The 19,224-nt window shown below is 37.1% G+C and carries 17 protein-coding genes and 1 pseudogene; 9 read left to right on the forward strand and 9 right to left on the reverse strand.

The window, feature by feature from the left end; translation table 11 throughout:
* Window positions 1-187 precede the first annotated feature (187 nt).
* Window positions 188-1,066 carry an EamA family transporter gene (locus V5M36_RS01915; RefSeq protein ID WP_338561454.1) on the reverse strand — a complete coding sequence of 293 codons (879 nt, stop codon included), beginning with the start codon at window positions 1,064-1,066 and terminating at the stop codon, window positions 188-190.
* Between the two features lie 232 nt (window positions 1,067-1,298).
* Window positions 1,299-2,531, reverse strand: a complete 1,233-nt coding sequence (gene serA, locus V5M36_RS01920; protein ID WP_338561456.1) for a phosphoglycerate dehydrogenase — start codon at window positions 2,529-2,531, stop codon at window positions 1,299-1,301.
* Window positions 2,532-2,882: 351 nt separating this feature from the next.
* Here serA and V5M36_RS01925 point away from each other — a divergent pair, with 351 nt between their 5' ends.
* From V5M36_RS01925 to craA, 6 genes are all read left to right on the forward strand, one after another.
* Window positions 2,883-4,295, forward strand: coding sequence for an FAD-binding oxidoreductase (locus V5M36_RS01925; RefSeq protein ID WP_338561458.1), 1,413 nt, complete (start codon window positions 2,883-2,885; stop codon window positions 4,293-4,295).
* An 80-nt stretch (window positions 4,296-4,375) separates the two neighbouring features.
* Window positions 4,376-4,789: a hypothetical protein gene (locus V5M36_RS01930; protein WP_338561460.1), complete on the forward strand. Its 414-nt coding sequence runs from the start codon at window positions 4,376-4,378 to the stop codon at window positions 4,787-4,789.
* A 99-nt stretch (window positions 4,790-4,888) separates the two neighbouring features.
* Complete coding sequence (locus tag V5M36_RS01935; RefSeq protein WP_338561462.1) at window positions 4,889-5,272, forward strand: hypothetical protein; 384 nt, start codon at window positions 4,889-4,891, stop codon at window positions 5,270-5,272.
* A 95-nt stretch (window positions 5,273-5,367) separates the two neighbouring features.
* Window positions 5,368-6,762 carry an AbiH family protein gene (locus V5M36_RS01940; RefSeq protein WP_338561464.1) on the forward strand — a complete coding sequence of 465 codons (1,395 nt, stop codon included), beginning with the start codon at window positions 5,368-5,370 and terminating at the stop codon, window positions 6,760-6,762.
* Between the two features lie 104 nt (window positions 6,763-6,866).
* Complete coding sequence (locus tag V5M36_RS01945) at window positions 6,867-7,751, forward strand: pirin family protein (protein WP_338561466.1); 885 nt, start codon at window positions 6,867-6,869, stop codon at window positions 7,749-7,751.
* A gap of 506 nt (window positions 7,752-8,257) precedes the next feature.
* Window positions 8,258-9,487: a chloramphenicol efflux MFS transporter CraA gene (craA, locus tag V5M36_RS01950; protein ID WP_338561468.1), complete on the forward strand. Its 1,230-nt coding sequence runs from the start codon at window positions 8,258-8,260 to the stop codon at window positions 9,485-9,487.
* Between the two features lie 175 nt (window positions 9,488-9,662).
* On the opposite strand, the gene yccS is transcribed toward craA, so the two are convergent.
* The 5 genes from yccS to V5M36_RS01975 all read right to left on the reverse strand — a co-directional run bounded on the left by yccS (window position 9,663) and on the right by V5M36_RS01975 (window position 15,311).
* A complete protein-coding gene (gene yccS, locus V5M36_RS01955; RefSeq protein ID WP_338561470.1) occupies window positions 9,663-11,825 on the reverse strand; it encodes a YccS family putative transporter in 2,163 nt (720 codons plus the stop codon).
* Between the two features lie 137 nt (window positions 11,826-11,962).
* Entirely contained in the window at window positions 11,963-12,541 is a 579-nt protein-coding gene (locus V5M36_RS01960; protein ID WP_338561473.1) for a hypothetical protein, read from the reverse strand.
* Between the two features lie 162 nt (window positions 12,542-12,703).
* On the reverse strand, window positions 12,704-13,267 hold the full coding sequence (sodC, locus tag V5M36_RS01965) for a superoxide dismutase [Cu-Zn] SodC (protein WP_338561476.1): 564 nt from the start codon (window positions 13,265-13,267) through the stop codon (window positions 12,704-12,706).
* A gap of 156 nt (window positions 13,268-13,423) precedes the next feature.
* On the reverse strand, window positions 13,424-14,533 hold the full coding sequence (locus V5M36_RS01970; RefSeq protein ID WP_338561479.1) for an AI-2E family transporter: 1,110 nt from the start codon (window positions 14,531-14,533) through the stop codon (window positions 13,424-13,426).
* Window positions 14,534-14,666: 133 nt separating this feature from the next.
* The gene (locus tag V5M36_RS01975; RefSeq protein ID WP_338561481.1) at window positions 14,667-15,311 is read right to left on the reverse strand and encodes a ParA family protein; all 645 of its coding nucleotides are present in this window, start codon (window positions 15,309-15,311) and stop codon (window positions 14,667-14,669) included.
* A 134-nt stretch (window positions 15,312-15,445) separates the two neighbouring features.
* Here V5M36_RS01975 and V5M36_RS01980 point away from each other — a divergent pair.
* The 3 genes and pseudogenes from V5M36_RS01980 (at window position 15,446) to V5M36_RS01990 (ending at window position 17,612) form a co-directional block, all read left to right on the forward strand.
* Window positions 15,446-15,923, forward strand: a pseudogene (locus V5M36_RS01980) (Holliday junction resolvase-like protein).
* 460 nt (window positions 15,924-16,383) lie between these two features.
* On the forward strand, window positions 16,384-16,941 hold the full coding sequence (locus V5M36_RS01985) for a hypothetical protein (RefSeq protein ID WP_445206302.1): 558 nt from the start codon (window positions 16,384-16,386) through the stop codon (window positions 16,939-16,941).
* A 263-nt stretch (window positions 16,942-17,204) separates the two neighbouring features.
* On the forward strand, window positions 17,205-17,612 hold the full coding sequence (locus tag V5M36_RS01990) for a protease inhibitor I42 family protein (protein ID WP_338561483.1): 408 nt from the start codon (window positions 17,205-17,207) through the stop codon (window positions 17,610-17,612).
* 162 nt (window positions 17,613-17,774) lie between these two features.
* Here V5M36_RS01990 and V5M36_RS01995 read toward each other — a convergent pair whose 3' ends face one another.
* On the reverse strand, window positions 17,775-18,329 hold the full coding sequence (locus V5M36_RS01995) for a hypothetical protein (RefSeq protein WP_338561485.1): 555 nt from the start codon (window positions 18,327-18,329) through the stop codon (window positions 17,775-17,777).
* A 39-nt stretch (window positions 18,330-18,368) separates the two neighbouring features.
* Window positions 18,369-19,169: a class I SAM-dependent methyltransferase gene (locus tag V5M36_RS02000; RefSeq protein WP_338561487.1), complete on the reverse strand. Its 801-nt coding sequence runs from the start codon at window positions 19,167-19,169 to the stop codon at window positions 18,369-18,371.
* Between the last annotated feature and the right edge of the window lie 55 nt (window positions 19,170-19,224).

Raw genomic sequence — 19,224 nt, forward strand, 5'->3', positions numbered from 1 at the left:
ATTCTTTTTAATCCTATAAAGCTGTTTAAAAGCTGAAGCAAATAGTGACTAAACTAAATCTAATGTTAAAGAGTGGAAGATACGCGCAAACTCCATTATAGATTTTATTCTCAATTCTCAATTCTCAATTCTCAATTCTCAATTCTCAATTCTCAATTCTCAATTCTCAATTCTCAATTCTCAATTCTCAATCTTTAACTTTTAGCTTGGCTTGCTGTGTTGTATATGTACAGCCAATAGATGCACAAATGATGGTTGCCAACGCGAGCCATTGGTTCCAGAGGAGTTGTTCATTTAAAAATACAAAACCTGATAAGGCTGCGATTGCAGGCTCAACACTCATTAGTGTGCCAAAACTGAGTGCAGTCAAATTGCGCAGAGCGATCATTTCCAAGCTGAAAGGAAGTGCACTGGCTAAAATAGCCAAGGCGATAAAATAAATAAAGTTTGAGGATTCAAACACCTTATTGGGGAAGCCCATAAAGATAGCGAGCGGGAGCAAAATCGCTGTTCCAACGAACATGCCTAAGCAGACAGTATGATTACCCGAAATACCCGATGGTTTTTGTCCAGCAACAATATACAGCGCCCAGCATGCACCGGCAGCCAACGCGAAGAGCAGACCAGTCGGATCTAAACTTGGCGATGCTTGGTTAAATGGAAAGAGCAGAATTAAACCTAAAATTGCTAATCCAACCCAGATGAAGTCAAACTTTTGTCGAGCGTAGTAGAGGGCTACACTGAGTGGCCCAATAAACTCAACAGATACGGCAATGCCTAAGGGTAGACGTTGAATCGCTAAATAAAAGAGTAGATTCATGCCAGCCAATGCACAGCCATAACTGAGAATGGCTTTCCATTTCACATGTTTAACGTTGAGCTGCCAAATTTTGAAAATCACGGCCAAAATGAGCGCACTTAAACACAGTCGTAGTGCAGATACGGTGAGCACTGGAAACTGATCGAATAAGACTTTGGCAAGTGAGCCACTGCTTTGTAAGCTGATCATTGCGATAAGCAATAACAGGATAGATTGCAGTTGAGGCATATTTTTCATATTGAACATTTGTTTTGGCTATATCTGCTTTATCTAAAGTTATGACATTAAGTGGTGACGTTAAGTGATGACGATTTTAAGAAGCATAAAACGCGAACTTAATCTTAGATGTTTGAGCCATCGAGCATGTTGGATTTTAACTGCAAATAAAAAACCACAGCTCGAAAGCTGTGGCTTCAACAACATCCGATGAATTAAAATCAGACTGTTTAGAACAAATTGATTTTAGAACAATGTGATTTTAGAACAATACGCGTGCGCGAATCGTACCTTCAACGTGATGAAGTGTATCTAAAGCTTCTTGAGATGCTGTTGCGTCAACATCCATCACCAAGTAACCCACATCGCCTTTGGTCATTAATGATTGACCAGAGATGTTGATCCCATGTTCAGCAAATAAATTGTTAATTTTAGACAACACGCCTGGCACGTTTTTATGAATGTGTAGTAAACGATGTTTACCTTCAGTCAATGGTAGTGCGATTTCAGGGAAGTTGACTGCAGATAAGGTCATACCTTTATCTGAGTACGCAACGAATTTCTCAGCCACTTCAAGACCAATGTTCGCTTGCGCTTCCATGGTTGAACCACCAACGTGCGGTGTTAAGATCACGTTAGGTAAGTTACGTAGTGGTGAAACAAATTCCTCACCATTCGCTTTTGGTTCTTTCGGGAATACATCGACCGCAGCACCGGCAATGTGGCCAGCTTTAATCGCATCTGCCAAATCTTCGATCACGACACACGTACCACGTGCAGCATTAATGAAGATTGAACCTTGTTTCATTTGAGCAAATTGTGCTTTGCCAAAGAAGTTACGTGTAGACGGAACATCTGGCACATGAAGTGTCACCACGTCAGCAGTCGCAAGAAGTTCAGCCATAGAGCCAACTTGACGTGCATTACCTAAAGGTAATTTGGTCACTGCATCATAATAAATCACTTTCATACCCAAGCTTTCAGCGAGAACTGAAAGTTGCGAACCGATAGAACCGTAACCGACGATACCTAAAGTCTTACCACGTGTTTCAAATGAACCCACCGCAGATTTATTCCAACCACCGATATGCGTATCTGCTGATTTTTCAGGTACACGGCGAAGAAGGAGAATTGCTTCTGCAAGTACAAGCTCAGCGACTGAACGTGTATTTGAGTAAGGTGCATTAAATACTGGAATACCACGAATCATGGCAGCATTTAAATTCACTTGGTTGGTACCAATACAGAAACAACCCACAGCAATGAGTTTGTTCGCTGCTTCAAAGACTTCTTCAGTCAATTGAGTACGAGAACGAATACCAATGAAGTGAGCATCTTTTACCGCTTCTTTCAACGCTTCACCCTCAAGCGCAGTTTTACGGTAGTCAATGTTGGTGTACCCAGCAGCATTTAAAGTGTCGATTGCGTTTTGGTGAACGCCTTCTAACAACAAGAAACGAATTTTATCTTTAGGCAAAGAGAGATGTTGGCTCATTACGGCTCCGCTACAAAGGCCAAATTTAGTGGCGGTATAATAACATACGAGAACGCGCTATAGACATTTCCTTTATGACAACAATGTTGGTTATTTTTACCATAGGGCAGTCGTTGTAGGTGCAGTGTGGTCTAATTAACTGCATCATATCTAAGCGCATTATCAAAATGTCTTATTTTGTCAGGGTTTCACAGGAAAATGCTTTATAATAGAGAATCGTGAAGTGAACCAATCCCATCGTGCTTGGTTTATATTCATAACAGTCTAAAAATGTTTCTTTAAAAATCAGTCATAAAGGAATAAATTTTAGACTTTCCAAAATTCGTAAATTTCTTGCTAGGTCCGCAAACGATGAATGCTCAAGTCGCTTTAACACCTGAATTACTGACTCAATTAACAGCAATTGTGGGTGAAAACCGTATTAAAACTGATGGGGATAGTCTTGAAAATTGGGGACGCGATCACACCAAACATTTTGATCCAAGCCCTTCAGTCATCGTTTTACCTTCCACCACAGAGCAGGTTCAAGCGATTGTAAAACTTGCAAACCAGTTTAATGTTGCGATTACCCCATCGGGTGGACGTACAGGTTTATCCGCGGGTGCAGTAGCTGCGAATGGCGAAATTGTGGTGAGCATGGACAAGATGAACCAAATTTTGGAATTCTTCCCAGCAGACCGCATGGTGCGTGTTCAAGCAGGCGTCGTGACCGAACAGCTGCAAAATTATGCTGAAGAACAAGGCATGTATTATCCAGTTGATTTTGCTTCTGCGGGTTCATCGCAAATCGGCGGAAATATTGGCACCAATGCGGGTGGCATTAAAGTAATCAAATACGGGATGACTCGTAATTGGGTACTCGGTTTAACGGTGGTAACCGGTAAAGGTGATGTGCTCCGTATCAACAAAGGTATGATTAAAAATGCAACTGGCTACGCACTTCAACACTTGTTTATTGGTGGTGAAGGTACTTTAGGTTTAGTGACTGAAGCTGAAATTAAACTTGAACGTCAGCCACAAGATTTGCAAGTGATGGTATTGGGTGTGCCTGATTTTGATGCCATCATGCCTGTACTTCATGCCTTCCAAGCCAAAATTGATTTAACTGCATTTGAGTTTTTTGGTGAACTTGCGATGCAGAAAGTGCTAGATCATGGTCATGTGCAGCGTCCGTTTGAAACAGCATGTCCTTTCTATGTCTTGTTAGAATTTGAAGCGCCGTTTGAGCCGATCATGGACAAGGCGATGGAAATATTCGAGCATTGTATGGAACAAGGTTGGGTGCATGATGGCGTGCTGAGTCAAAGCTTAGATCAAGTAGAAAGCTTATGGCGTTTACGTGAAGATATTTCTGAATCGATCGCACCATTTACGCCGTACAAAAATGATATTTCTGTATTGATTACTCATGTTCCTGCATTTATTAAAGAAATTGATGCGATTGTTGCATCAAACTATCCAGACTTTGATATTTGCTGGTTCGGTCATATTGGCGATGGTAACTTGCATTTAAATATTTTGAAGCCGGCTGATTTAAGCAAAGATGACTTCTTTGCAAAATGTCAGGTGGTGAATAAGTATGTATTTGAAACCGTTAAAAAATATGATGGTTCAATTTCTGCGGAACATGGTGTTGGGATGACCAAAAAACCATATTTAGAATATACGCGTTCAGCTGAAGAAATCGAATACATGAAAGCTTTAAAATTAGTATTCGATCCAAATGGCATTATGAACCCAGGTAAGTTATTTGATTTGAACTAGTTAACAAATTACATATTCAATTGTTTGAAAAGATATAGCATGATTTAGTGCTGTATCTTTTTTTATAAGTGGATTTTTAAATGTTGAAAATAAAAATAATGCTATTGGGCCTGCTGACGACTGTTGCTCTCGTAGGTTGTAATCAGCCTACAGAAAAAGCGAATCAAGAGGTTGATGTGAGTGCTAAAGAGGTTGTTAAAGATACAAATCAAGAGAATTTAACGCCTCTGCAGCAAGTATTAAATCAACAAACTTATTTGGATGAAGCGCGCGAGATTGATATTCAACAAAAATCTGATTCTGAGCGAGCACAGAACGTCGAAGTTACTCTAACTTTATCTGGTTTAGCAGATGACTCCATTAATGCTGAACGTAAAGTGTATCAATTCAAAAAAGTACAAGATCAATGGCAACAACAAGGTGAATCTGTGAATACACAACGTTGTGGTCGTGGTGATGATACGACTTCATTTCATAGTAAACTCTGCCCTTGATTCGATTAAATACACTTAATTAGTATTATTTTATTCATATTTTTTTGTGCATGAAAACGACAAAATTTTCGTAGAAAATTGATCAGGAGGGACAGGAATATGTTACGAGTATGGGCTGCAACTGCATTGTGTGTCGGCATTTTGTCGGGATGTTCGACGACTCAGAATTTAGTGAATAAAGTATCGAGTAAAGTATCAGGTTCGGATACGCCGTTGGCGCAAGTTTTAAAAGAGCGCACGGATTTGCATAAGGAATTGAGCACAGTTGAAATTCGTCAGTATTTTAACAGGACTGAACAACCCACTGTGGCAGAAGTCAAAGTCACTGAAACCAATTTGTTGGATGATTCTGTGACGTCGATTCGTACTATATATAACTTTAAACTGATTGATGGTACTTGGAAGCGTTTAGGTAGTCAAAAGGCCTATCAATGTGGACGTGGGAAAAATACCAAGACTTTCCAAACAGCATATTGTCCTTAATAAATATTTGATTTATGGTTGATTTTTAGTCTGGAATGCTTCATAAAAAGCGTATCGATTGATGCGCTTTTTTTGCGTCTGGGGGAAGAATAGCTGTGAATATTTTGATTGTCGGAAATGGTTTTGATTTGTCGCACTACTTACCGACGAAGTATGACCATTTTATGGCAGCAATGGCTGCGATTGAAAAATGGGATAAACCTCAAGATGATATGAATTTTGATGACTTATTTGGCTCTTTATATGAAAAAGAAAGCAATTTTTTTGGTTATACAAAAGCAATCTATAAAACTGATGAAATTAAAATTTCAGTTGATCAAATCAAAGAGTTACAAACTCAATTAAAAGAAAATGTTTGGTATCAGTATTTTTCAGACCATGTTAAAGACGTAAAAACATGGATTGATTTTGAGGAGAAAATTGCACAAGCTCTAGAAATAGTATGCAATTTTTTGATGGTAATAGAATCTTACTCGAAACAAAATAATTCTTTTAATGATTTTATTAAAAGTAAAATAGAGGCCAATAATAATACTTATTATTTAATCCAGAAGAATATAAGAATACTAGAGTTGTTTACACTGTTAGAAGTTAAATATAAAAAAACAGGTGTAGATTTTAGTCCTCAAATAGTTAGATTTTTTGATGATTGGAATACAAGTTCTCAAAAATTATCAACAAATTTTTTGCTAGTACGTAAAGGGTTTAGTGAATATACCTATACTAAAGTAACCAGTTTTTTACATAAATCTTTATTAGAATTTAGTCGTGAGTTTAACAATTATTTAAAAAGGATTGAAAGCCTCCAAAGTATCAACAATGTTATAAAAATTCCTGCGTTAGAGGCGGTAGAGCGAGTATATTCGTTTAATTATACTTCGACTTATAAGAGATTATATACTTTCGACCTTCAATCCTATTTTTTACATGGAAAAATAGGTGATCAATCTAAAATAGTATTAGGTGTATCTGATTTAGATAATCAAATTTTACAAAAATTTAATCTTTGGGGATTTACGAAGTATCATCAAAAATTACTATTAGATACTGATTATAATTTTATTGATGAGTATTTAGTTAAAAGTAAATTAATGAAAGAGCATGTGAATTTAACTAGAGATTTTTGGTTATCGAGAACTGCAAATACAGAGGCAGGATCAGTAAAATATATTGAGCAAAAAATTCAAGAAACTTTACAAAATAACAATTTAAATCTCCATTTTTATATCTGGGGGCATTCATTAGATGTTTCAGATAATAACTATATTCAAGAGTTATTTTCATTTAATGAGTTATATAATCAAAATGTAAAAGTTACGATATATTATTTTAATGACCAAGCTCATGCTGATCTTCTTGCTAATTTGATGCGTATTTTAGGAAAAGTAAAAGTTGAAACATGGAGAAAACAGGAATGGTTAGAGTTTAAAAAAAATCCTGATATTGCTGAAATTAATAGTATAAAGCCTGTTGATCTACTAATAAAATAGAATGCTAAATTTCCTAAAACTGCAACACTGAATGCTATTCAGCTTGTCGAAGTGCATTGTGGATTAGGCTAAAATCTTAAAACTTAATGAATGACGATAACAAAATGAAAAAAATTGCGTTTATCCATGAGCCAAGTTCTACTGGCCCAGTAGGTGATTTCTCTCCAGTCACTTCAGTATTTTCCCATTACGAATTGGGCAATACAGTTTCGCCTTTTTTACTACTTGATCATTTAGGGCCAGGAACACTTCAACCGACACGATTACGCAAAGGCGTATTGGAACATCCACACCGTGGATTCGAGACAATCACTTTTGTATACAAAGGTGAAATTGAGCATCGTGATTCAACGGGGGCAGGTGGTGTAATCCAACCTGGCGATGTGCAATGGATGACCGCTGCATCAGGAGTCTTGCATGAGGAAGTCTTTAGTGAGGCATTTTCAAAAACAGGCGGCTCGTTTGAATTATTGCAGTTATGGGTAAACTTGCCGAGCAAAGATAAAATGAATCCAGCACGCTATCAAAGCTTATCTAAGGCAATGATCCCACGTCTAAACTTGGACAATGATCATGACAATGGCAGTTTTTTAAGAGTGATTGCAGGAGAGCATTTACAGCAAAAAGGCCCTGCGTTGACACATACACCTCTGCAAGTCATTGATGGTTATTTCAAAGCAGGACAATCTCATCAATTTGATGCGAAAGAAGGTGAAACCACACTAATCTATCTTCGTTCAGGGCGTATGGTGTTTGAAGGAGAAGACACGCTTTTAGACGCGCAGCAAATGGCGGTACTGACCAATCAAGGTGAACAAGTACAATTGACTGCTGTTCAAGACACTCAGTTTTTGTATCTTTCAGGCGCACCCTTAAATGAACCTCTTTATGGGCGTGGCTACTTTGTCATGAATACATTTCAAGAGGTCTTACAAGCCTATGAAGATTTGAAAAATAATCAATTTATTGATTCGAATGAAACGAAGTAAATAGCCAAATCGACAATCAAGCAGACAACAAAAGAAACAACAAAAGAAACAATAAAAAAGAACATAAAACTGATTAAAGTTATTTTGAATCAGCTAAAATGTAGCCAATTCGATAGTCAGGAATAAAGCGATTGCTTTTTTAAGTGAAGCTTAATTTTTGGAACCATATTTTTAAAATAATCGATTTAAAAATTTAATTTGACATACTCAATCTCAACGACTAAATCACAATTCGTTTTATTGGATTGATGGTCTATTAAAACGAATCTGATGAAGTTGGTCGCACAACCCAAAACTAAGATTTATATTTTAAAGATCATTATTTAAACTTCACAATTTAAACATCACAACTTAAAGATTTTAATTTCAAGATCACAGTTAAAAGATCACAGTTAAAAGATCACTGTTTAATGATTGATTCAATCCGTTAAGAAAAGCATCTGCTGACTTAAACGGTTCTCCTTTAAAAAGATTGCAAATAATTGCATCAAAACTAATTAGAGCACATGCAAAACTTCCAAAAAGCCACGTTAAATCGTGCCACCTTTATGTTCCCTTTGGCATTGGTGTTATTCGAATTTTCTGTTTATATCTGTAATGATTTAGTCCAGCCAGCCATGCTGACGATTACGCAAGAGTTTGGCGTAAGTAGTTCATGGGCACCGTCATCGATGTCTTTTTTTCTGTTGGGTGGTGCATGTTTAGCATGGCTCTTAGGTCCTTTGTCAGACCGACTGGGACGGAAAAAAGTCTTACTTTGGGGCGTGGTGTTTTTCGTTATTTGTTGTTTACTCATTCTTTTGACACAAAGCATTGAGCAGTTTCTGGCATTTCGTTTCTTACAAGGTATTGGTCTGACGATCATCTCTGCGGTTGGATATGCCGCTATTCAAGAGATTTTTGAAGAACGTGACGCGATTAAAGTGATGGCATTGATGGCCAATATTTCACTGATAGCGCCATTACTTGGGCCTGTACTCGGTGCATTTATGATTGACCATGTCTCATGGCATTGGGGTTTTATCGGTATTGCAATACTGGCTGCATTGAGTTGGTTTGGACTCAAAGCCAAAATGCCAGAACATCAGATCAGTGTTCCGAAACAACCGATTGCTTATGTTTGGGATGACTTTAAAGCCGTATTTAAAAATAAACGTTTTATGGTATTGGCGCTATCTTTGCCTATGGTATCGATTCCCTTAATTCTCTGGATTGCTTTGTCACCTGTGATTTTGGTGGAGCAATTGGGACTCACCAATATGCAATACGGCTTTGCACAAGTGCCCGTATTGGGCGGCTTGATCTTGGGGAATATTGTGCTGATTAGCGTCATTGACCGTTTGGCTTTGGGTAAAACGGTGATGCTGGTATTGCCTCTGATGCTATTGGGTACACTGATTTTAATTGCAGGGGTGATTTGGCAAGATTATTTACTGTGGTCTTTAATCTTAGGAATGACCTTAATCAGTTTTGGTGAAGGTTGCAGCTTCTCAGTTTTGTATCGCTTTGCATTAAGTGCTTCTGAAGTGTCTAAAGGAACCGTTGCCGCAGCAGTCGGAATGATTCTGATGGTGGCATTTTTTGTTGTGATTGAAATGGTTCGCGTGTTGTATGTTTATTTTGATATGTGGGCATATAGTGTGGCATGTTTTATATTGATTGCACTTTGGTTTAGTGCACCGAGAACAGCCATTAAGAACATCATGGAGGAGCGTGTTGAACAAGGAATCTTCTAACCGATTCTTTGTATGAAAAATCAGTATATTCAACGTAGATCATAAAAAACCTCTTAATATTAAGAGGTTTTTTATTGAATTTATTTTTTATCAATTGATATCTATGATCAGTTTTTTTCACAATCAACATAGAGTCAAAGTCTTAAAGTTATGATTAGAATGAGTCGAATCAAAATCATTTAATCTCTAATTCTAATAATGTATTTCTGAGTTGAATGAGCTCAGGTAATGTTTCCAGCAACAAACGAATTTGATTAAGCGCCAACATGAGATTTTCTGAATCAGTTTCTTGCACATTCAACATTTGTATTTCATCCAGTTTCTTATCGATGCTTTGCTGGTCAATCACTTCATGCTGAGTGAGCGCATTCTTTAGAGTGAGCTGACACCATTGCATCAAATCCAGCACCTGTGAATCTTTAACCTGAACACGATGACTACCGAGCGCTGATACATAGCTCAGCTGACTATGGCTATAAACCAAATAACGAAAAGCGTGATGGATCAGCGTTGGATTCGGATTGGGCTCTGTACTTAGGCTGGAAATCATACTGGACAGTTCAATATGCGCATTGTGTGCAAAACGACGCGCCATTCGATAATCCATACTGTTATTTTTACCGTGTTGATATTGATCAATCACCGCTGTGAAGTATTCCAAGGTCGCGAGACTACTTTTTTGAATAGTCTTTGAAATATTGCGAAAATTCCAATCTGGCCAAATAAAACTGACTGCAAACCAAGCTAAACCACAACCGATTAAAGTATCCATGATTCTGGGTAAAATAATGGCATAGCCTGCACCTTTTAAATTAAAAATCAGCATGACCATGAGTGTTGCCATCAGGGTCGCCATGGCATATTTTTTTGATCTTAAATAGAAAAATATTACCCCAAAAATAATAGTTAAGAGCAGTTGCCCCTCAACACTCGGAACAAAATATAAGATGGGTATACCGAATAAGACACCTAAAACAGTTCCTAAGGTTCTCAAGCGTAAACGGCTTTTGGTGGCAAAATAACTGACTTGGCAGACAAACAAACTGGTCAGTAAAATCCAGTAGCCATTTTTAGCAAAGGGTAAAAGCGAAATTAAACTACCTACAGCAAAGACAAAGCCAATCCTGACCGCATGTCGAAACAATGCAGATTGTGGGCTTAAATGTTGTTTGAGCTTTAGCCATAAATCATCTAAGCCTTGAATGTCATCATCTAATAAATTTAAATTATCTAGAGCTTGAGATGACTTGTGTTCATCATTCTGTGGTCCATTTTTTTGTTCAATAGCCAAATGCTGAAATTGTTCTTGAATATTGATTAAGTTTTTTAAGATTAAGCGTAAATTTTTAACTTCTATATTCTGAGGATTATCTTGAATCCAAGCATGCATAGATGTTTTGAGGTGTAGCAAGGCAATGGGTTCTGCCTCAGAAAGTTGGAGTTTTTTATTTTCAAGAATAGAACTGGCTAATAGTCGACAGTGTTGTGCGTGTAATTGAATATTTTTTTGGATGCGGTAGATGAGATCAGTACGGCTAAAATTTTGATGTATTTTTTCATAATGTAAATAATTAGAGGTGGCTTGCTCATGAATGTCTTGTGCTAAGAAATATAGATTGAGTCCGTAAATCGTATTTTTATTGGCACGGGATGCTTTTAAGCGACTGAGCAGGGTAGTTTTACAGTTATTTAGGCTGTGTACGGTTAAGCTATTTTGCAAAGATAAGGCATAGAGCAAATCTTCAACATTATCGGTATTGTCTGGATCAAAGAGTAGCGCCTTGGCTTCGAGCAGCTGTGCCAATTGCTGAAAGCACTCAGCTAAGTTGTCTTGGACGGCTTGCGTAGGTTTAAGCAAGTAAAAAACGATGGTGCTCAGGCCGTACCAAAGTGTACCCAAAACAAAGTAGCTCGGTTGGGCATACCATGTTTCATATTCTCCAAAACCAAACATTGTATAAATGGACAGTAATACGGTGCCAAAAGAAATAGTGGCATAACGCTGTCCCAAAGCACCGAGCAGGATCAGTGCTGCGCTAGAAAGTGATAAATAGACAATGAAAATAAATTTATAAGGATATAAAAACGCTAAGATACTGCTAACACTAAAAAATAAAACACAGATATACAGTAAGTTACGCAACCGAATACTGAGGCGGTCATCAAAATCAGTGAGGGCTGTGGCAATGGCACCTAAGGTTACTGGAACAATGAGTTGCTCATATCCAAGATAAAAAAGACCCAAAGTTGTACCTGACAATACAATAAAAATTTGTAAGCAATACACCAAAATAGAATTTGATTTGAATTTTAAAAATATCGTTTTAAAGTAATTCACATTAATGTCTTAGTGCATAATTCATGTTTTACAGACTGAGCTTTTTTTAAAGTACTGTCAATTTATGATCGAATCGATTTCTGAATTATGAAATTTTAGAAATAATGATTTTAATGCTTCATATTTAGTAAAGCTGGTTATTTATTTTCATCCAGCTTTTTAACAAAGTCTATTTTACCTAAATATGCAGGAATTAGATCTTTTCGATAAGGATAAATATAGCGACTTTGTAATTGAAACAGTTCAGTCATCGCTTGAGCAAGCAAGAGGATATGTTTCTTTGGTTCTAAAAGAGGACAATCGCGAATGATAAATACACATTGATCTATGAGCATAGTTAAAGCACGAATTTCATCCTCAATTTCTTCAATTAAAAAATGAGATTGTTCTAGAGATTGATTATTTAAACTATCTAAATTATCGATCATTTGTGTGATTAAAACGAATGAAACAGGATGAATACTTGCTTGTGGATAATCAGTTTCAATGAGGTATATAGAATGATTGACGTAGTGAAGTGACTGTTTAAAATGTTCACGAACTGCCATTTTTATCTGTAAAAATTCAGCACAGTTTTCACAGTGAAACAGAGCCGTACTGAAAACTAAAAATACACTCCCAAACTTCTTTTGAATGTCGTTGAGCGTAGTTTCAGCTGTACCGTGTCTAGTAAGCTGAACGCTTTTATTTTGAGGCTTTATTTTATTGTGATGCATAGTCTATTTGTGGGAGGGTTAGAGTTCGTAATTTTTTTAATTTTGAGTTATCCAAAGCGATAGCGTAATCATTTGCAATATTTTGATTTTAAAAAGACTTGTAAATAAATCGATATTTATCCACAAGCCTATGTTTACCGATTGAAATGCTGTGAATCTAAATTAAAGAATCACACCACATGCAACACGGTCACCACCACCGCCAAGTGGTTTCGGTTGATCAGCATAATTGTCTCCACCAGCATGCACCATCACAGCAAGACCTTGAATATCAGCTAATTTTAGGCGAGGTGCAACAACAGCAGTTTTCGCTTCACCTTTAGTGTCGACATTGAGCACTGGTAAATCACCTAAATGACCATCATTCGGCGTGCCGTGGTTTGGTGCTTGGTTGGGGTTAAAGTGACCACCAGCAGCGAGAGCTGCGCCCATTTTTCCATCTTTTTCAGCGGCTTCACAAGAGCCTTTTTCATGAATATGAAAACCATGGAAACCTGGAGAAAGTTCGGTCAATTGTGGTGAAACAATCAAACCTTGAGGTCCATCTTGAAAAGAAATAGTACCAATTTTTTTCCCCACACCTTGAGCAGAAACAGCATTTACAGTCACAGTTTGAATGGGATGATTATTCTTTTTTTCAGATGACATTTGTGTGTTTGCACAACCAACAGCAAATAAGCCAATTGCAACTGACATTAATGTGGTTTTAAAAAGATTATATTGCATGGTTTCATCCTTGGTTGACGATGGTTTTATAGCATTCAAACAAAATTAAAATGATCAAACAATGCAACTCATGCAAGGACTTGTATAAGTTTCTTAACTATTTTCCCTTAACTATTTTCCCTTAACTATTTTTCATTGTTAAGAGTTACATGAGCTTTATAGTTTTGGAAGGTCTTCATCATCATAGATCATCGTTGCTTTGGGTACAGGCTCTGGATCAATCGTTTCGTGTAGCCACTCACGCCAAATAGCCAACAAGACTGCCAGAATAACAGGGCCAATAAAGAGGCCGACCAATCCGAAACTTGCAAGGCCACCCAGTACACCAAACATAATCAATAAGAAAGGGATCTGAGTAGCACCGGAAATAACCAAAGGACGAATCACGTTATCTGCAGTACTAACCACACAGACACCCCACGCCATAACACCAATGGCTTCAACCGTTTGACCTTGTGAGAATAACCAAAGCGAAACTGCACCATAAGCTACTGGAGGTCCAAAAGGAATTAAGGCCATCAGGAAGGTCATGATGGTCAAAACCATCGGATTAGGTACTTCTGCAACGTAATAACTCACGCCAGCTAAAATTGCCTGAGCAAGCGCCGTTAATCCAACACCATAGACCACAGCACGTGTAGTTTCAGAAATGGTGTCTACATAATGTTGAATACGAGGGCCAATGACTTTTTCCATGGCTTTGCTCACTTGAAGCACAATAGTTTGACCATCGCGATAAAAGAAGAACAAAGACATCATGGCAAATCCAAGCTTCACTAAGTTTTTGGTGATTTCGCTAATCACAAACTTACCGTAGTTCAAATGCCCTTGAACCCAAATGCTAATGTTACTAAACAAAGAACTTGGATCCGCATTGATTTCACGGACAATCCTACTGATTTCCTTACCGACGATAGGTAAATCTCGAATAATGTCTGGAACACTCAGATGACCAGAAGAGAGTTGACGTTGAATGTCAAAAAATAGATTACGACCTTCATGTTGCAATAAAAAAATAGCAAATGTAAACGGTATACCCACCACTAACATGAGCAGTGAGGTCATAATCGTTGCACTTAAAGTTGGACGATTGAGACCACAAAAGCGTTGAATACGCTTATAAATCGGCCAAGTCACATAGGCAATAATACAGGCCCAAAGTACAGGGACAATAAAGTATTTCAGAATGTCATATCCTAAATAAATTAGAATAAAGAACAGTCCAAATAAAAGAGCACGTTGTAATATCGGATTAAAATCTTGCACTAATATCTCTAATCTATTTTTTGATATTCAATGAAATGAAAACTCTTTTCTAGAAAATCATTTTTGAATGGGTTTTCATCATATATGAATTTCTAAAAAAGTGCTTATCTTATGACATACAGTCACTTCGATGTTAAAACCAATCACTTGGATCTTCAATTAAAGCATCTAATAAAGGTTGCCATTGTTGTTGTATTGCTAAGTACATTTTTTGATTTTTATCAAAGACGCTTAAACCTTGCATTGCCAATGTGCCGTAAGCTGCACGCTCTGAAACCCAAGCGACCGGTTGTTGATCAATTTTGGCAAAAAATTGTTGAATATCTTTTGCACTGGCACCTGAGGGTTTAACGCGATTGGCCAATAAAAACACATCAACTTTTCCCTTACGAATTCTTTTAATATCCTGAATATGCTTTAGGAACCGTTTAGTGCTGTCAATATCAAAAAACGAAGGCTGTAAAGGCGTGACCACGGCATGACATTCACTGATTAACTGTTCAGCATGTTCATCCGTTAAGGCACCCGGCGCATCGATAATTAAATATTGAATATTTTTAGGCGCTTCGCCAATTGATTTTTCATGACGCCAATCCAAGCTTTGAATTTCGGTTGCATCTTTTGGCCGTTGTTTGAGCCATTGCAACGCCGACTTTTGATTGTCTGCATCCGCTAAAGCGACTTTATATCCTTTTTGGGCAAGTGCTGTTGCAAGTGTTATTGCTGTAACAGTCTTACCACAGCCACCTTTTTGGTTTGCAATCAATATGGTTTTCATGAGCCTACAATTTTATGAATATACAATGGAAGTCTATTTTGTAGCTTAGCATTTTTTCATTGTAAAACGCATATACATGACAAAAGACTAGATCTTGTTTAAATTGGGTGGAATTTATTTTAAGAGAAGTCTGAATGTCCATTTGGATGGCAATGCTCATTGGTGCATGTATTGGAATCGTAATAACGACTATTGTTTTATCAAGTACACGAAATGGCAGAATCAAAGCAGAATATGAGCAATATATTGCTGAACTTGAAATGGAACATCGCGAAAGTTTAATCCTGGCACAAAAGCGTAGCGTCAATACCAGTCGTGCCGTTCTTAAAGGTAAAATGGCTGAACAAATGGCACCGATCATGCCTGAGTTCCAATATTTGCCGAGTGATGCCAAGTTCTTAGGGGATCCTATCGATTACGTGGTTTTCGACGGTTATAGTGACTTTAGAGATGGTGATGGCTTAGCCGAAGATATCAATGTGGTACTGATCGACATTAAAAGTGGAGGAGCAAGACTCACCAAAGGGCAAAGGGCAAATGGCAATTGCACAAGCGATTCGCGATGGACGCGTGCGTTTTGAAACCATTCGAATTGATTTAGATGCAGACTGAATTAAAAATTAATATTGAAATTTTGCTTAAAATATTCTTTTATTCGATTTCTTTTATAGGTCAAAAAAATTATTAAGCATGAATAGATTATTAATCAGGGATAATAAACAGGGATAAATTGTTAAACAGCGAATATCGATTACAAAATGCCTTCTTCATCTCGAAGAAGGAGAGGAAAGGGAAATATTGGTGCTAAGTTTGTTCTGTAAAATGAATGATGAAAGAAGTCTATTGATCCACGTCATGATCAAAATATTTATAAATAGATATTCTGTTTTTTTGTTACTGTAAATTGTGATTCAACCCCATTTTAAAAAAGCTAAAAAAGATTTAAAAACTATACTTTAAAAATGCTAAAGACAAAAAATGACGAATTAACGATATATTGTTACCTTTTCTTAATTTTCACTTAAGCATTTAGCTTTATATTATTCATAGTTTTAAATTAAGGGGCTTAACATTGAAAAAATTATTCTTTGCTGCATTTTTGGCAAGTAGTGCTTTATATACGCATGCTTCGGATGCCACGAATTTTAATATCGCCAAAGGTTTAGCTCCAGTTTCAGCAGAACAAAAAATTTCTGTGCTTGAATCTTTTAAAGGTGAGTTCCGTATATTAGGTTCAAAAGAATATACTAATGATGCTCAAGCACAATTTTCACCTATTGATTATGCTGTAACAAGAGGAATTTTTACCGAGCCTGAAATTGCTCGTCAAATTTCAATCAACCAATATGATCGTTATCTGAATTGGAAAATGGCAAAACCACCTATTCCACCAAAACTGGCGACTCAATTGGTGAGTAATATGCACATTATTCCTGCCAATCCTGAAATTGCGCAAAAAATTAAGCAAGTAAAACGCGGTGATTTGGTTCAAATCGAAGGGGATTTGGTACAAATTAATGCCAAAGACTTAGTCTGGAAATCTGCTTTAGATTGGAATGGCATTGGAGATGGTGCGTGTAAATTAATTCGTGTAGATTCAATTAAATGGGTTGAAAAACAAAATATTTAATCACTCATTTTGATTGCGATTATTTATACATTTAATAGTAGATACAAGAATTGAAACAGGAATAGTCCTTCGCTAATCTATCTGAATTTAAAATATTTTTATTAAATTTAGTGTGTTCAAATCTCATATTCATGAGTGGGATTTGAGCTGTGGCTTTTATGGTGATATGTTATAACTGCGCCGACATGGAAGAAAAACGACACAATGGCTCAATGATGTTGTGTGGTTGAAACGGTATTTAAAAAAACGACAGAGCAATCAAAATGAAAAATTTATTTTGCATGACAATCCTGTTTGGAGGGCTGATTTTGGTTGGATGTCAAAGTTCTACGCCTCAAACTGAAGGAAAAATACATCACTATACTTTGAACCAGAAATGTCCCGCTTTGATGGTTATGAAAGTCGGTGAAACATTGGTTTTTAATGCCAGTGAAAATCCGTCTACAGGCTTTCAATGGCAGCTATTACAACCGTTAAAATTATTTAAAGTTGAAGAAAGTTATCTGCAAACTGAAGCCGAAGAGGGCATGGTTGGCGTAGGTGGTGAGAAATCTTTCCGCTTTAAAGCTGAAAAACCAGGTCAAGAGCTGATTGAGTTGGTTTATGCGCGTTCATGGGAACCGAATAAGCAAGCTCAGCAACAGTGGCAGTGCCGTATTCGGATTTCGTGACACATAACCACATGACTCAATGATTCAGATTAAATGATTGAGATTAAACGATTGAGATTAAACGATTGAGAAAGAGTGACCGAGTTTGAGAATCAGTGATTGTACTAAAAGACACTCAAATCTCATCTTATGCTTATCGACGGTTTTTAGTGCAGTTAGAGTTTATGGAGTAACAGAGCTCCAGTGCTCTAGCTGTGCTTGTGCGGTGTAGTAATCACTCATATTTTTTAGCGTATCGGTTGGATTTTGCAACTCACCATCATTAGATTGAGTAAGCTCATCATACACCTGAGTCTGACTCTCCCAATATTGATAATACAGTCCTTGAATATATCGCCCTTGTTCGGTTTTCAAATCTAAGTCTTTGAGCATATTTAAAGAAGATTGGATCAAGTCACGCTTTCTTTGACTGTTCATTTCTTCGGTTAAATTACCGTCTTTTTTTAATTGAATAAGTTCATTCTCTAAATCAGTACTGAGTGAATTAAAGTTTAGTTCATACTCTTTCAAGAGCGCGATATCCTGAGCATCATGCACAGTACTGCTAAAGGTTTTGATCGGTTTAGCTTTGAGTTGTTCTTGCAACTCACTTGATGGATCGTTGGATTCTTTGGCTTGTTTTGAACTCTGATCTTTCGTGTCTGAGCATGCAATCAAAAGCAATGAACTGATCAGCGTGATACTTATTAATCGGGTAGGTATTTTTAAACTCGTCATCAGCTCTTCCTTATCTAGAATCATCAGTCTTGGGTTTTTTCAATTCTTTCGGCAATCTGAAAATTTAAACATTTTTTGGTAGTGATACGCATAGGTTTGGTAAGGAAATGAGATTTCATCTTGAGCTTTCTTTCCTGTAAATTGCTCAACAATGTCCTCAAATTTCAATTTTAATTCTAGCTGTTTCTGTTCAGGCATGGCAGCAATAAAACTGGTTGATAATAATCGCTTACTCACGACATTTTCAACCGAACCAGTTTGATGATGGCTAAACTTCTTTTCGTTTTCAAGTTTAAATAACTTTTGGTCAAGGAATACTTTTTGCCATTCTTGACTATGAAAACGAGGCGTATCTGTTTCGTATTCTGCAATAAAGTCTGCTAAAGCTTTAACCCAATCGACGCTTTCATCACGTTGATTCCAAACTAAACCTAAGTGACCATCTGGCTTAAGCAAACGATGAATTTCAGTGAGCGTTTCGTTATTGGCAAACCAATGGAAGGACTGAGCGCATAAAATAGCATCAATACTGTTGGAGTTGAGTAGAATTTGATGGCTAAAGGCTTGTTGTGTCTGTACATCAGGATGTACTATTTTCAATTGCTCTAGCATTTCTGCTATTGGTTCTACGGCCACGATATTGGCCGTTGCTTGTTTTAGGTAGTCTAAAAATTTACCTGTACCAGCGCCCAAGTCAATCACTTTAGATTGTTCGTTTAATTGTAAATCCTGAGTCAACCATACGATAATGTCTTGCGGATAATTAGGTCGAACATCTTGATAGAGTTTAGCAGCGGAACTAAATCCATGTTGTGCGGCAGGATGCAATGAATGTGTCATATTTTGCGCTTTTTTATCTGAAGAGTATCTATAAAATATGACACTTGCTGCAATC

The organism is Acinetobacter sp. KS-LM10, from assembly GCF_036896575.1.
Taxonomy (GTDB): domain Bacteria; phylum Pseudomonadota; class Gammaproteobacteria; order Pseudomonadales; family Moraxellaceae; genus Acinetobacter; species Acinetobacter avistercoris.